Source organism: Mesorhizobium sp. M2C.T.Ca.TU.002.02.1.1, from assembly GCF_003997225.1.
Map to the genome: position 1 here is coordinate 1 of NZ_RZTO01000068.1, position 13,252 is coordinate 13,252.

Here is a 13,252-nt window from a genome sequence, read left to right on the forward strand (position 1 = left end):
GTAGCGATTGACGCCGACGATCACCTCGTCGGCGCGGTCGATCGCCGCCTGCCTGCGGGTCGCGGCTTCCTCGATCATGCGCTTCGGCAGTCCCTCATGGACGGCCTTGGTCATGCCGCCCATGGCCTCGACCTCCTCGATCAGCGTCCAGGCGGCATCGGCCAGTTCCTTGGTCAGGCTCTCGACGTAGTAGGAGCCGGCCAGCGGATCGACCACCCTGGTCACGCCCGTCTCGTGCTGGAGGATCAACTGCGTGTTGCGCGCGATGCGGGCCGAGAACTCGGTCGGCAGCGCGATCGCCTCGTCGAAGGAATTGGTGTGCAGGCTCTGCGTGCCGCCCAGCACCGCGCTCATCGCCTCGAAGGCGGTGCGCACGATGTTGTTGTAGGGATCCTGCTCCTGCAGCGACACGCCGGATGTCTGGCAGTGCGTGCGCAGCATGAACGAGGAGGCCTTCTTCGGCTGGAACTCCTCCATGATCCGGGTCCATAGCAGCCTGGCCGCGCGTAGCTTGGCCGCCTCCATGAAGAAGTTCATGCCGATGGCGAAGAAGAAGGACAGCCGGCCGGCGAAGTCGTCGACATCGAGCCCTTTCTTCAGCGCCGCGCGGACATATTCGCGCCCGTCGGCGAGCGTGAAGGCGAGCTCCTGCACCAGCGTCGCCCCGGCCTCCTGCATGTGATAACCGGAGATCGAGATCGAGTTGAATTTCGGCATCTCCCTCGCCGTGAATTCGATGATGTCGGCGACGATCCGCATCGAGGGCTCGGGCGGGTAGATGTAGGTGTTGCGGACCATGAACTCCTTGAGGATGTCGTTCTGGATCGTGCCCGAGAGCTGCGCGCGCGGCACGCCCTGCTCCTCGCCCGCGACGATGAAGCTGGCGAGGATCGGGATCACCGCGCCGTTCATGGTCATCGATACCGAAACCTTGTCGAGCGGGATGCCGTCGAACAGGATCTTCATGTCCTCGACGGAATCGATCGCGACGCCCGCCTTGCCGACATCGCCCTCGACACGCGGGTGGTCGCTGTCGTAGCCGCGATGGGTGGCAAGGTCGAAGGCGACCGACACGCCCTGTTGGCCGGCGGCAAGCGCCTTGCGGTAGAAGGCGTTGGAGGCTTCCGCCGTCGAGAAGCCGGCATATTGCCGGATGGTCCAGGGGCGACCGGCATACATGGTTGCGCGCGGGCCGCGCAGGAACGGTTTTTGCCCCGGCAGGCCGCCGAGATAGTCGTTCCCCTCGAGATCCCGTGCCGTGTAGAGGGGCTTGACCGCGATGCCTTCAGGGGTGCGCCAGGTAAGCATGTCCGGGTCGGCCTTGAGCTCCCGCTCGGCCAGGGCGCGCCACTGCTCGAGTTCGTCGGCCATCACTCGAACTCCATGATCAATTCGTCGACCGCAAGGCTTGCGCCGGCTCTCGCCGCGATCGCCTTGACCACTGCCCGGCGCTCGGCGCGCAGCACGTTTTCCATTTTCATCGCCTCCACGGTCGCAAGCGTTTGTCCGGCCTCGACCGTGTCGCCCACCTGCACCGCGAGCGAAGTGATGACGCCCGGCATCGGGCACAGCAGCATCTTCGAGGTGTCGGGCGGCGTCTTCACCGGCATCAGCCGGGCAAGCTCGGCCACACGCGGCGAGCGTACAAATGCGATGACGTCGATGCCCCGCCAGCGCAGCCGCAAGCCGGAGCCGTTGAGCGCCACCTTCACGCCCGCCGCTTCACCGTTCACGACGAAGGCCGCATGGCTGTCGCCCGGCAGCCAATCGCTCGACACCGCGAAGCTCGGCCCGTCGGCGAAGGCGATGACCTCGCCGTCCTCGCTCTCGACGATGGCGAGCGCGAATTCGCGATCGGCCACCGTCGCGACCCAGTCCTTGCCGATGCTGCGCGGATGATTGGCGAGAGCGCCCGAAATCCGCGCCGACCGGCGAACGATCCTGGCATTGACGAAGGCGGCGACGGCCGCCAGCAGGCGCGCCTGTGCATCGTCCGGCTCGACGCCCAGAAAACCGTCCGGAAACTCTTCCTGGATGTAGGCCGTGGTCAGCCGGCCCTCGCGGAAGCGCGGCTGTCCCATCACCGCCGACAGGAACGGAAGGTTGTGACCGATGCCTTCCACCTCGAAATCGTCGAGCGCATGCGCCATAGCATCGATCGCTCCGCTGCGGTCCGGCGCCCAGGCGCAGAGCTTGGCGATCATCGGATCGTAATACATCGAGATCTCGCCGCCCTCGAACACGCCGGTGTCGTTGCGCAGGATCGTGCCGTCCTCGCGCGGCCCCTCGACCGGCGGCCGGTAGCGCGTCAGGCGCCCGATGGAGGGCAGGAAATTGCGGTACGGATCCTCGGCATAGAGCCGGCTTTCGATCGCCCAGCCATTCAGCTTCACATCCTCCTGGCCAAAGCGCAGCCTTTCGCCGGCGGCGACCCGGATCATCTCCTCGACGAGATCGAGGCCGGTGACCAGTTCGGTCACCGGATGCTCGACCTGAAGACGCGTGTTCATCTCCAGGAAGTAGAAATTCTTCCTGCCGTCGACGATGAACTCGACGGTGCCGGCCGAGAAATAGCCGACCTCACGTGCCAGCGCGACGGCCTGCTCGCCCATGGCCTTGCGCGTGACCGGGTCGAGGAAGGGCGACGGCGCTTCCTCGATGACCTTCTGGTTGCGCCGCTGGATCGAGCATTCACGCTCGCCGAGATAGACGATGTTACCGTGCCGGTCGCCCAGCACCTGGATCTCGATATGACGCGGCTCGGTGACGAATTTCTCGATGAAGATGCGGTCGTCGCCGAAGGAAGCCCTGGCCTCGTTCCTAGACGACTGGAATCCCTCGCACGCCTCGCGGTCGCTCCAGGCGATGCGCATGCCCTTGCCGCCGCCGCCGGCGGAGGCCTTGATCATCACCGGATAGCCAATCGAAGCGGCGATGCGCACGGCTTCGTCGGCGTCCTCGATCAGATCCATATGGCCGGGCACGGTGGAGACGCCGGCAGCGGCGGCGATGCGCTTGGAGGTGATCTTGTCGCCCATCGCCTCGATCGCCGCCACAGGCGGGCCGATGAAGGCGATGCCGGCATCCTTCAGCGCATCGGCGAAGTTGGCGTTCTCCGACAGGAAGCCGTAGCCCGGATGCACCGCATCGGCGCCAACGGCCTTCGCCGCGTCCACGATCTTGCTGATGACGATGTAGGATTGGTTGGAAGGCGGTGGCCCGATATGGACGGCCTCATCCGCCATCTTCACATGGAGCGCGTCGCGATCGGCATCCGAATAGACCGCCACTGTCGCTATGCCGAGCTTGCGGGCCGTGCGGATGACGCGACAGGCGATCTCGCCGCGATTGGCGATGAGGATTTTCCTGAACATTATCGCTCGACCACAAATGTTTCCGACTCGTCTTTGCGCGTCCATTTCAGCGCCGAACGCTCCAGTGTCCTCGGCACGTCAATCACGCACAGGCACCAGTCCATCTCGCCACGGTGATCCACCCATTCGAGGGGTCTTTCGGCACCGAGCCGGGCGGCCAGTTGCCGCGGGGTCGAACAGAGAATTCCGTCAATCCGGACCTGCGTGCACATGGACCCTCACAGCGGCATGGTGTCGTGTTTCTTCCAGCGCGGCTCGAGGTTCTTGCCGCGCAGCGCCGCGAAGGCGCGGGCGATGCGCTTGCGCGACGAATGCGGCATGATCACCTCGTCGATGAAGCCGCGTTCGGCCGCCACGAACGGATTGGCGAAACGCGCCTCGTACTCCCTGGTCCGCGCCGCGATCTTGCCCGCGTCCGCGAGTTCCGAGCGATAAAGGATCTCGGTCGCGCCCTTGGCCCCCATCACGGCGATCTCGGCGGTCGGCCAGGCATAGTTCACGTCGGCGCCGATATGCTTGGAGGCCATCACGTCATAGGCGCCGCCATAGGCCTTGCGCGTGATCAGCGTCACCATCGGCACCGTCGCCTGCGCGTATGCGAAGAGAAGCTTGGCGCCGTGCTTGATCACGCCGCCATATTCTTGGCTCGTGCCGGGCAGGAAGCCGGGCACGTCGACCAGCGTCAGAAGCGGGATGTTGAAAGCGTCGCAGAAGCGCACGAAGCGGGCGGCCTTGCGGCTTGAATCGATGTCGAGGCATCCCGCCAGCACCATCGGCTGGTTGGCGACGACGCCCACGGTCTGGCCTTCGAGCCGCAGGAAGCCGGTGATGATGTTCCTGGCATAGGCCTCCTGGATATCGAAGAAGTCGCCTTCGTCGGCGATGGCCAGGATCAGCTCCTTCATATCGTAGGGTTTGTTGGCGCTGTCGGGCACCAGCGTGTCCAGCCGCATGTCGAGGCGCGCCGGGTCGTCATGAAACGGCCTGACCGGCGGCTTGTCGCGATTGTTGAGCGGCAGGAAGTCGAACAGCCTGCGGATCGCCTCCAGCGCCTCGACATCGTTCTCGAAAGCACCGTCGGCCACGGAGGATTTTTGCGTGTGCGTGCCGGCGCCGCCGAGCTCCTCCGCCGTGACGATCTCGTTGGTCACGGTCTTCACCACGTCCGGGCCGGTGACGAACATGTAGGAGGTGTCGCGCACCATGAAAATGAAGTCGGTCATGGCCGGCGAATAGACGGCGCCGCCCGCGCATGGCCCCATGATCACCGATATCTGCGGCACCACGCCGGAGGCGTCCACGTTGCGCTTGAAGACGTCGGCATAGCCTGCAAGCGAATCCACGCCTTCCTGAATGCGCGCGCCGCCGGAATCGTTGAGGCCGATGACCGGCGCGCCGTTTTTCACAGCCATGTCCATGATCTTGCAGATCTTTCGGGCATGCGTCTCCGACAGCGAGCCGCCGAGCACGGTGAAGTCCTGGCTGAAGACATAGACCATGCGGCCGTTGATCGTGCCCCAGCCGGTGACGACGCCATCGCCGGCGATCTTTTGGGCAGCCATGCCGAACTCGGTCGCCCGGTGAGTGACGTACATGTCGTATTCCTCGAAGGATCCTTCATCGAGGAGCACGTCCAGACGTTCGCGCGCTGTCAGCTTGCCCTTCGCATGCTGGGCATCGATGCGTTTCTGGCCGCCGCCAAGGCGGGCTTCGACGCGCCTCGCCTCCAGCTGTTCCAGCACGGCGCGCATCAGCGTTGTGCCTTCCTGTCGAACCCGGCGTTGCCGGGGGCGAACGACCGCACCGCCTGTAATGGGACTATATCGAGCGCCGCGGCCCGATGGGGCGCACGCAAGGTCGAAACGATTGTCGTCATGTCTTCCCCATCGGCTGGGATCGGGGCAGACAGCTAGCGCTCGGGCGGGATGGAGAAAACGGTTGAAAAGGTGCAAACGCTATGCAAGCATTTTTGCAAATAGAAAAATGCGAAATTGCAAAAATGGCGCCCTCGAAACTCTTTATCGGCCGCAAGATCCGCGAGCTGCGTGAAGCCAACAAGGCAACCCAGGCTGTCTTTGCCGAGAGGCTGGGGATTTCGACCAGCTATCTCAACCAGATCGAGAACAATCAGCGCGCCATCTCGGCCTCGGTGCTGCTGTCGCTGGCCGAGAAGTTCCGGGTCGACCTGTCGGCCTTTTCCGGCAGCGACAGCGACCGCCTGCTCTCGGCGCTCAGCGAGGCGCTGGCCGATCCGCTGTTCGACGTGCTGTCGCCCGGATCGCAGGAATTGAAGCTGGTGGCGCAGAGCGCGCCAGCGTTCGCTCATGCGCTGCTCGCCTGCCATCAGGCGTACCGGCGCAACAGCGAGCAGCTTGCCAGCATCGACGACCAGATGGTGCGCACCGACAGCTTTTCCGAGCCGACCCCTTACGAGGAGGTGCGTGACTTCTTTCATTTCGTCGACAATTACATCGGCGATCTGGACCTGGCCGCCGAGAGCCTCGCGAGCGATCTGCGGATCGGCGAGCAGGACGGCATCGCCGTCATGGCGGAGCACCTGGAGAAGCGGCACGGCGTGCGCGTCGCCAATTCGGACGACGGCAGCGAGGTGTTGCGCCGCTACGACGGCAAGGCCAAGGTGCTCTATCTCAGTCCTTATCTGGATAGCGCTTCGCGCGCCTTCCAGCTCGCTTTCCAGATCGCCGCGCTGGAGCGGCGCAAAGAGGTCGACACGATCATCGCGCGCGCCGGTTTCCGAACGACGGAAGCGGGCGACATCTGCCGCATCGGATTGCGAAACTATTTTGCCGGAGCGCTGGTGCTTCCCTACGGACGCTTTCTCGCCGCGGCGAAGGAAGTGCGGCACGACATAGAATTGCTGGCGGCGCGCTTCGGCGCCAGTCTCGAACAGGTGGCGCACCGGCTCTCCACCTTGCAGCGACCGGGGCAGAAGGGCGTGCCCGTCTTCTTCGCCCGCATCGACAGGGCCGGCAACATCACCAAGCGCCACAGCGCCGCAAAATTGCAGTTTGCCCGCTATGGCGCAGCCTGCCCATTGTGGAACGCCTACGAGGCCTTCGAGACCCCTGGCCGATTTGTGCGTCAGCTCGCCGAGATGCCGGACGGAACCCGCTATTTGTCGATCGCAACCGAGATTTCCAAGCGCAGCGGCGGATTTGCCGCGCCACAACGGCGCTATGCGATCGCGCTGGGCTGCGAAGTCTCTCACGCCAATGACTTCGTCTATGCCGACGGCCTCAGCCTGTCGGGCCGAGCGGCCTTCCAGCCTATCGGAATCTCGTGCCGCATCTGCGAGCGGATCAATTGCGGCCAGCGTGCCGTACCGCCACTCAAGCGGCGGCTGAGCATCGACCCGGACTCGCGAGCCGTCCTGCCATACTCGATCGTTTAGAGCGCTGCGGTGCGCGAACCGTGACACTGCAGGAATGCCGGCATGAAGCGTGTCAAAGTTACGCCGCAGCCGATCTTCGAAGCGCCAGTCGTAATCGCGTCGTCATGTCCTTCCGCGCGTCCTTCAGACGCGTTCAGACCGGCCCTGCGTATTCGCCTCTCGCCGGGTAGTCAGTTTTGATGATGTAATCGACGGCTTGCAGCATTTCACCGAAATTTGGTCGAACGAACGGCATCGACTGCACCGAGAGGTAGTAGATCGTCTGGTCTGGTCTGATCAGAAAAACACCAGGCTCCGAGAACATGGGCGGCTCTTCTATGTCGATTGAGCTTTTGCCCCGCGAGGCGGAGATGTAGAGACCCCATTCGCGGGCTGCGCTTAATTCCAGACCGTAGCCAACTCGCAGGTTCTTCGCCGCGATCTTTTCCGCCATCTGGCGCGCCCGCGCTTCCCCGTCCGAGCTGACGGCGATCGTCTCGACGCCGCGCTGGGCAAAAGCAGGTGTCAGGCGCTCCAACTCCTTCAGGTAATTTGTGCAAACAGGGCAGTGCAGACCCCGATAAAAGCAGACGAGAGTCAGGCGCTCTGGTTTTTCCATAGCAAGGTTAAAGCGCCCGTGGTCAAGAGTTTCGATGATCAGCTCTGGGGCCTTCCGGCGTGGTATGATCATGGCAATTCCTTCGCGGAGGTCAGGTGAGGTGTCGCTTTTGATTGGAAGAAAGTTCGTTGAAGCCGGCAGTTGATTGCCGGGCAGCGCCCCTTTTGGAATCTGATGGAACGGATGGATTTACGATCTGGCGCATCGTCATCCGTCTCAGAGGAAGAATGGGTGAACGGCCAGTTCGAGGCCAAGAATTGCTAGGAGAATAAGGAACGAGCGTCGAAAGATTGCGGCGCTTATGCGCTCGCGGACCGCTGTTCCGACCCACATGCCCAGCAACGAGGGAATGACCGCGAGCGCGGACAAAGTCACATTTCCAAGATGGAAAGCTCCGCCACGAGCCAAACCCGCCGCAAGCGCTATTGTCGAGACCGTGAACGACAGTCCCAATGCCTGGATAAGATTATCTTTGGAAAGGCCGAGGGCCTGGAGGTAGGGAACGGCGGGAAGTGTGAAAACCCCAGTTGCCCCGTTGATTGCTCCGGTTGCCAACCCAATGACAGGCGACAGCAAGCGCTCACGACGCGCGGGAATCGACAATGGCTTCGCCCACAGGCCGTGTACCGCATAGAGAATTAAGGCGGAGCCCAATCCAACGCTTGCATATTCTGTATCGACGCTCGTCAGAAGCCATGTGCCGGCGAGTGTGCCAACCACGATGCCGAGCATCATCAGCGAGAATCTTTTTGTCAGCGCCAGACAATCCGGCCCGGTGAGCAACTGCCAAAGATTGGTGACAAAGGATGGAATGACCAGCAGCGAGGCTGCGCTGACCGGCGACATAATCGCGCCGAGGATACCCATAGCGACGGTCGGCAGGCCCATCCCAGCCACGCCCTTGACGATCCCGGCGAGGAAGAATGTCAACACGACAATCAGGAGGTGCGGTGGGAAGTAATCGGTCATTTTCGGCTTACTCGACCTGGACGTGTTGCACTCGATGGCTTCGTTTCGACCGATGGCACCCGCGCGCAGTTTATGACTCGGCCAGCGACGGACGAATCGGCGCCCGTCTCGGCGTCAACCGCACCAACCCCTTGCATTGTCGTCTAAAATCAGGGAACCTGACGTCGCGCGCAGACAGGTGTAAACGAGCGAGTCAAACGTCACAATTGGTAGTTCCCGATGGGAAAATTCGGCAAAACCGAAGGGAAAGCCTTGCGCTTCGATTTGACGGATATGCGGTTGTTCCTGGCCGTCGTGGAGCAAGGCAGCCTCACCAAGGGCTCCGAGATCATGAATCTGGCTCTCGCTTCAGTGAGCGAACGCATTTCCGGAATGGAATCTTCGCTTGGCGCGCAGCTCCTGGAACGAAATAGGCGGGGGGTCACGACGACCGCGGCCGGTGATGCCCTGGTTCGCCATGCCCGTTTGATCCTAAACCAGGTGGAGCAGATGCGCGGGGAACTGCGCACCTACGGCACTGGTCTAAAAGGGCGCATCAGGCTCTTGTCCAACACGGCTGGATTGGCTGCTTTTCTACCGCATCGGCTCTGCCGATTCCTGGTTGCTTACCCGGACCTTTCCATTGATCTCAGTGAGCGGCCAAGCAACGAGATTGCTCTGACCATCGCGGAAGGTCGTGCTGATCTAGGAGTTGTAGCCGACATCGCCGATCTGGCGGCGTTGCAGACTCGCGTTATTGCGCAGGACCAGCTCGTCGTTGTGATGAGTGAAACGCATCGCATCAGCGACCAACGATCGGTAGCCTTTGCGGACGTCGTGGGGGAGCCGTTCGTTGGCCTGTCCGACGCTGCGCTGGAGGCTCATCTGGGAGAACGTGCGGCCCGCCTGGGTCGCCAGATTTACTACCGCATTCAATTCAGACGGATTGAGCACGTCGCGATGCTGGTCAAGTCCGGTGTCGGGATCGCGATTTTGTCAGAGGCTTCCACCCAAGACTTGACTCGCCTCGGCTTGGCAATTGTTCCACTGCAAGACCCCTGGGCGCTCAGGCAGCTTCATCTTTGTGCGCATGACTTCTCTGCGCTCACGCCGCACGCCGGCCTGCTGGCGCAACAGCTTATGGAGCCGTAGGTCGCTACCTCTAAGATGATAACCGGGGAGAGAGGACAGCCCCTCTCCCCCCAAGCTCCTCCAAGTTTTACGGACGGACGCGGATGACGGTCTTCCCCGCGCGCCGCTCGGTCGAATTGAAGGTTGCGACGGCATCGTCGAGAGATGACACCTTGCCGATGTTCGGCCGCAGTCTTCCGTCCCGTACCCGCTGGACTATCTCGGATAGCTGGGCGCGATCGGCCTCGACGACGAAGTCGATCGTCAGGCCGTCGGCGGGTCGAACATCCGTCGGCGCGACGACGGTCACCAGCGTTCCTCCGGCCCGGACCAGCGCTGCGGACCGCTTCTGGATGTCGCCGCCGATGACGTCGAACACCAGGTCGACGCCGCCGACGTCCTCCAGGGTGTCGTTCCCGAGGTCGACGAATTCATTTGCACCGAAGTCGAGAGCCTTCTGGCGGTCGGCGGCGCGTCCGGTGCCGATGACATAGGCGCCGGCTTCCCGCGCAAGCTGCGTCACGACCGAACCGACGGCGCCGGCCGCGCCATGCGCCAGCACGCTCTGTCCCGCCTGAAGGCGGCCATGCTGGAACAGGCCCTGCCATGCGGTGAGGCCCGAGATCGGCAAACTCGCGCCCACGGTGAAGTCGACATCGCCGGGCAGCGGCGCAAGGTTGCGTGCCTCCATGGCGACATACTCGGCGAGCGTGCCGTCGCGATGCCAGTCCGACAGGCCGAACACCCGTTGGCCGATCGACAGCCCCGTGGTGCCGTAGCCAAGCGCGGTGACCACGCCGGCCAATTCATGGCCGAGGATCGACGGCGTCCGGTCACGGAAGGCCCGATCCGCCCAGGTCGAGGGCCACTCCAGTTCGGTGTTGACGAATCCCGCCGCGTGAACCTGAACGACGACGTCGTTTATCGCGGCTTGCGGCTCGGGCCGCTCCACCAGCTTCATTCCGGCTGGTCCCGCAGTCTGGTCCGTCACAACGATTGCTTTCATGGGAATTGTCTCCTTGTTCGTTCGAGGTAAATTGCGAGCGTGGGAGGTCTTTTCGATCTCTCACGCGGTTGGCTATCGGTTCGACGCCTTCCGCGACGGACTTGATGTCGAATTGCCGCGTGATGCCGACGACGGCGGGCGCTTCATCGTCAGAAGCTCCGTCACATCATGCAGATCATCTGCCGATGCGATGGCAATCGTCAGCCATTTTCCGTCGATGTATGTCTTGGCTTCATCGTAGAGCTTGACCAGTCGCGGGCGCCACACATAACGCCGCTGCTCGAACTTCTCTCGTTCTGCTCCACCCATGACCACGACAGCCGAAAACCGCCGGTATTCCGGCACCAAGGTGCAGAGCGCCTTGGTCTTCTTGTAGCGCAAGGACCAACCGCGGTTCTTGCCGCCGTAGAGCCAGTCCGGCGTGAAAACCCCAGGGTAGGATTCGTCTATCCAGCTTCGCAGCTCGGCCCAGCGCTCGAACGCCTCCGGTCCGATCCATTCGCGGACGGCGCCGTCGTCGGGTGGCGCTGATTTGTCGGTGATCCTGTCGCCGATCTGGGGAGGCGTACCGCCATCAGCGGCTGTTGCTCTGGTGCGGGTAGGTGACATCGTCAAAAGACCTCGTGTTCATAGTCCGGCGGACGCCGGAGGGTTCAGATGCGGGCGTGCCAAGAGTTTGCGGGGCGCGCCTCAGAATGCCGGCGCGACCCGCCTCAGGGCAGGGCGGACACCGCGATACGGTCTACGGGCGCTTGCGAGCACTGCAGGCCAACCATCGACGCCTCGAAGCTCTCGCACGACCGTCAGATCGATCGCCGCCAAGGCCTTCTCCCTCGCCAATGCGGCCTTGTCCCCGTCAAGAAACGCGGTGGCCTGCACCGAGAGGAATTGCAGGGTCTTCAGCCCAATGGAGTTCAGCGCCAGCGAGAGATACGGCGTGAGAAAATCGGGTTGGTTCGCTCGCTCGCCGGAGAAAACGCCACCGGAAGCGACGCCGATAAACACCGGACGATCCCGGAGCATTCCCACCTTTCCGGCCGGTGTCGACTTCATCGTGCGACCGACGCGCAGGATCTGGTCGATCCAGGCCTTGAGGATCGAGGGAATGGTGAAGTTGTACATCGGCGTTCCGATGACAATCACATCGGCCGTCTCGACTTCCCGAATGAGCGCCTCGGAAACATCCACGGCGCCCTTTGGAGGCGCCGCCAACGTGGCCGGCGTCGACAGCACAAATGCGTAGTCGGCCGCGGTGTGAGGCAACGGATCCGCTCCCAAATCACGCCGACTGATGCTCGCCCCGGGCATAACCTCAAGGAGCCTTTCGACGATCGCCGCCGAAAGCTGGCGGCTATGCGATTCCTGTCGCGGACTGACATCGATATGAAGAATGTTCATGTGACTGTTCCAATGGCTTCACGAGGTTGCGACAGGACCGAGCTAGATCGAGCCGGCCGGCATCACGGCTGGAAAGTCCTTCTCGTGATCGAACACGTTGTTGAAGAAGTTGGTCAGGGAGTACATCGCCACCAACGCGACGATCTCGATGATGTTCGCATCCGTGTAGCCAACCCGGCGAACCGCTTGCAGGTCGGCATCACTGACGTGCCCCCGGGTCTCGATGACCTTGCGCGCGAATTGCAGGGCCGCGTCCCGCTTCGGGTCCCTGGCCCGACCCTTGCGAGCGAGAATGACGTCATCCGCCGGCAACTTGGCCATATGCTCGGCCGTGAAGCTGTGAACCGTGAGGCAATAGTTGCAACCGTTCACTTCGGAGACCGCGAGGCCGATACTGTCACGCGTCTTCACGTCCAGGGCCTTGCTCAGCGAGCCGAGCAGAGTGGCCCAGGCGTTGAACGCGATCGGGCTCTGCGCGAAGGCCGCCATCATATTGGGTGTGAAACCGATATTCCTGGTGAAAGCGTCGAGCGTCGGTTTGGATTCGGCCGGCACCTGTTCCGGTTTCAGAGCAGCGGTTCTCGCCATCGTGATCTCCATAAGCTTCTGAAATAATTGAGGATTATGCGAAGTCCAGGACATCGGCCACAGGCAGGCGCGGCTTCTGCGGCCAGTTGCCGGCCCGCTCCGGCCCGACGGTCAGCAGCATGACCGGCACTTCGTCCTCGGCCAGGCCGAACTCGCAGTGCACGGCCTCGGCGTCGAAGCCGATCATCGGCGTCGAACCCAGGCCCAGCGAACGGGCCGCGTAGATGATCGCCGCGGCGCCGAAGGTCGCGGAGCGCACGGCCTCGTCGCGCTGACGCTGCGGCTGGTTGTCATACAGACCACGAGCGGGGATTTCCCAGTCCGGCACCAGACGCGCCGGCATGATGCCCGCTTCCACCACGGGCGCCAGACGGTCGGGAACGGTGCTGGCATCGGCAAGCTGGCCGATGATGATGAAGGTCACCGCGGCATCGGTGATCGCGGGTTGATTCCAGGCGATCGGACGCAGCCTTGCCTTGGCTTCAGGCGAGCGTACGGCGATGAAGCGCCAGTTCTGCAGGTGGAAGGAAGTTGGCGCGGACGTGCCGATACGCACCAGGTCGCGGATCTGGTCGTCGCTCAGGGTGGCGGTAGCGTCGTAGTACTTGGCGGCGCTGCGGCTCAGGATGGTTTCGATGACGGCGTTGGTCGCGAAAGCGTTTTCGCTCTTCCCGGTCTCCCCGAAAATCTCGGCGGCTATGCGGGTCGCGGTTCCGGCGGTGGCGGCGCTGATGCAGTTCATTGGATGGCTCCCTTATCAAGTGATTACGGAAGCCAATTTACGGGCAGGAATGATA

General features: G+C 62.9%; 13 protein-coding genes. 2 read left to right on the forward strand and 11 right to left on the reverse strand.

All coding sequences use genetic code 11. From position 1 onward, the window contains the following. The 4 genes from scpA to EOD07_RS05930 all read right to left on the reverse strand — a co-directional run. A partial coding sequence (gene scpA / locus EOD07_RS05915) for a methylmalonyl-CoA mutase (RefSeq protein WP_127234336.1) occupies positions 1-1,371 on the reverse strand: 1,371 nt, incomplete at its 3' end. After that, positions 1,371-3,374 carry an acetyl/propionyl/methylcrotonyl-CoA carboxylase subunit alpha gene (locus EOD07_RS05920; RefSeq protein ID WP_127234337.1) on the reverse strand — a complete coding sequence of 668 codons (2,004 nt, stop codon included), beginning with the start codon at positions 3,372-3,374 and terminating at the stop codon, positions 1,371-1,373. The genes EOD07_RS05920 and scpA, both read right to left, overlap by 1 nt. Next, on the reverse strand, positions 3,374-3,586 hold the full coding sequence (locus EOD07_RS05925) for a hypothetical protein (protein WP_127234338.1): 213 nt from the start codon (positions 3,584-3,586) through the stop codon (positions 3,374-3,376). The genes EOD07_RS05920 and EOD07_RS05925 overlap by 1 nt, the downstream gene beginning before the upstream one ends. Before the next feature lie 6 nt (positions 3,587-3,592). Then, complete coding sequence (locus tag EOD07_RS05930; protein WP_127234339.1) at positions 3,593-5,125, reverse strand: acyl-CoA carboxylase subunit beta; 1,533 nt, start codon at positions 5,123-5,125, stop codon at positions 3,593-3,595. Between the two features lie 248 nt (positions 5,126-5,373). Between EOD07_RS05930 and EOD07_RS05935 the strand changes: the two genes are divergently transcribed. After that, positions 5,374-6,786 carry an XRE family transcriptional regulator gene (locus EOD07_RS05935; protein ID WP_127234340.1) on the forward strand — a complete coding sequence of 471 codons (1,413 nt, stop codon included), beginning with the start codon at positions 5,374-5,376 and terminating at the stop codon, positions 6,784-6,786. Positions 6,787-6,919: 133 nt separating this feature from the next. Here EOD07_RS05935 and EOD07_RS05940 read toward each other — a convergent pair whose 3' ends face one another. Together EOD07_RS05940 and EOD07_RS05945 are read right to left on the reverse strand one after the other, a co-directional pair. Beyond that, positions 6,920-7,456 (reverse strand): peroxiredoxin-like family protein, encoded by a 537-nt coding sequence (locus tag EOD07_RS05940; protein ID WP_127234341.1) that lies wholly within the window; start codon positions 7,454-7,456, stop codon positions 6,920-6,922. A gap of 144 nt (positions 7,457-7,600) precedes the next feature. Beyond that, positions 7,601-8,353 carry a sulfite exporter TauE/SafE family protein gene (locus EOD07_RS05945; RefSeq protein ID WP_127234342.1) on the reverse strand — a complete coding sequence of 251 codons (753 nt, stop codon included), beginning with the start codon at positions 8,351-8,353 and terminating at the stop codon, positions 7,601-7,603. Between the two features lie 219 nt (positions 8,354-8,572). Here EOD07_RS05945 and EOD07_RS05950 point away from each other — a divergent pair, with 219 nt between their 5' ends. Beyond that, positions 8,573-9,484 (forward strand): LysR substrate-binding domain-containing protein, encoded by a 912-nt coding sequence (locus EOD07_RS05950; RefSeq protein ID WP_127234343.1) that lies wholly within the window; start codon positions 8,573-8,575, stop codon positions 9,482-9,484. Between the two features lie 67 nt (positions 9,485-9,551). Here EOD07_RS05950 and EOD07_RS05955 read toward each other — a convergent pair whose 3' ends face one another. From EOD07_RS05955 to EOD07_RS05975, 5 genes are all read right to left on the reverse strand, one after another. Then, a complete protein-coding gene (locus EOD07_RS05955) occupies positions 9,552-10,469 on the reverse strand; it encodes an NADP-dependent oxidoreductase (RefSeq protein WP_127234344.1) in 918 nt (305 codons plus the stop codon). A gap of 72 nt (positions 10,470-10,541) precedes the next feature. After that, complete coding sequence (locus tag EOD07_RS05960; protein WP_127234345.1) at positions 10,542-11,078, reverse strand: DUF3788 domain-containing protein; 537 nt, start codon at positions 11,076-11,078, stop codon at positions 10,542-10,544. Positions 11,079-11,159: 81 nt separating this feature from the next. After that, positions 11,160-11,867, reverse strand: a complete 708-nt coding sequence (locus EOD07_RS05965; RefSeq protein ID WP_127234346.1) for an NAD(P)H-dependent oxidoreductase — start codon at positions 11,865-11,867, stop codon at positions 11,160-11,162. Positions 11,868-11,909: 42 nt separating this feature from the next. Beyond that, positions 11,910-12,455, reverse strand: a complete 546-nt coding sequence (locus EOD07_RS05970; protein ID WP_041008933.1) for a peroxidase-related enzyme — start codon at positions 12,453-12,455, stop codon at positions 11,910-11,912. Between the two features lie 34 nt (positions 12,456-12,489). Further along, on the reverse strand, positions 12,490-13,197 hold the full coding sequence (locus tag EOD07_RS05975; RefSeq protein ID WP_245469885.1) for a nitroreductase family protein: 708 nt from the start codon (positions 13,195-13,197) through the stop codon (positions 12,490-12,492). Positions 13,198-13,252: the final 55 nt, after the last annotated feature.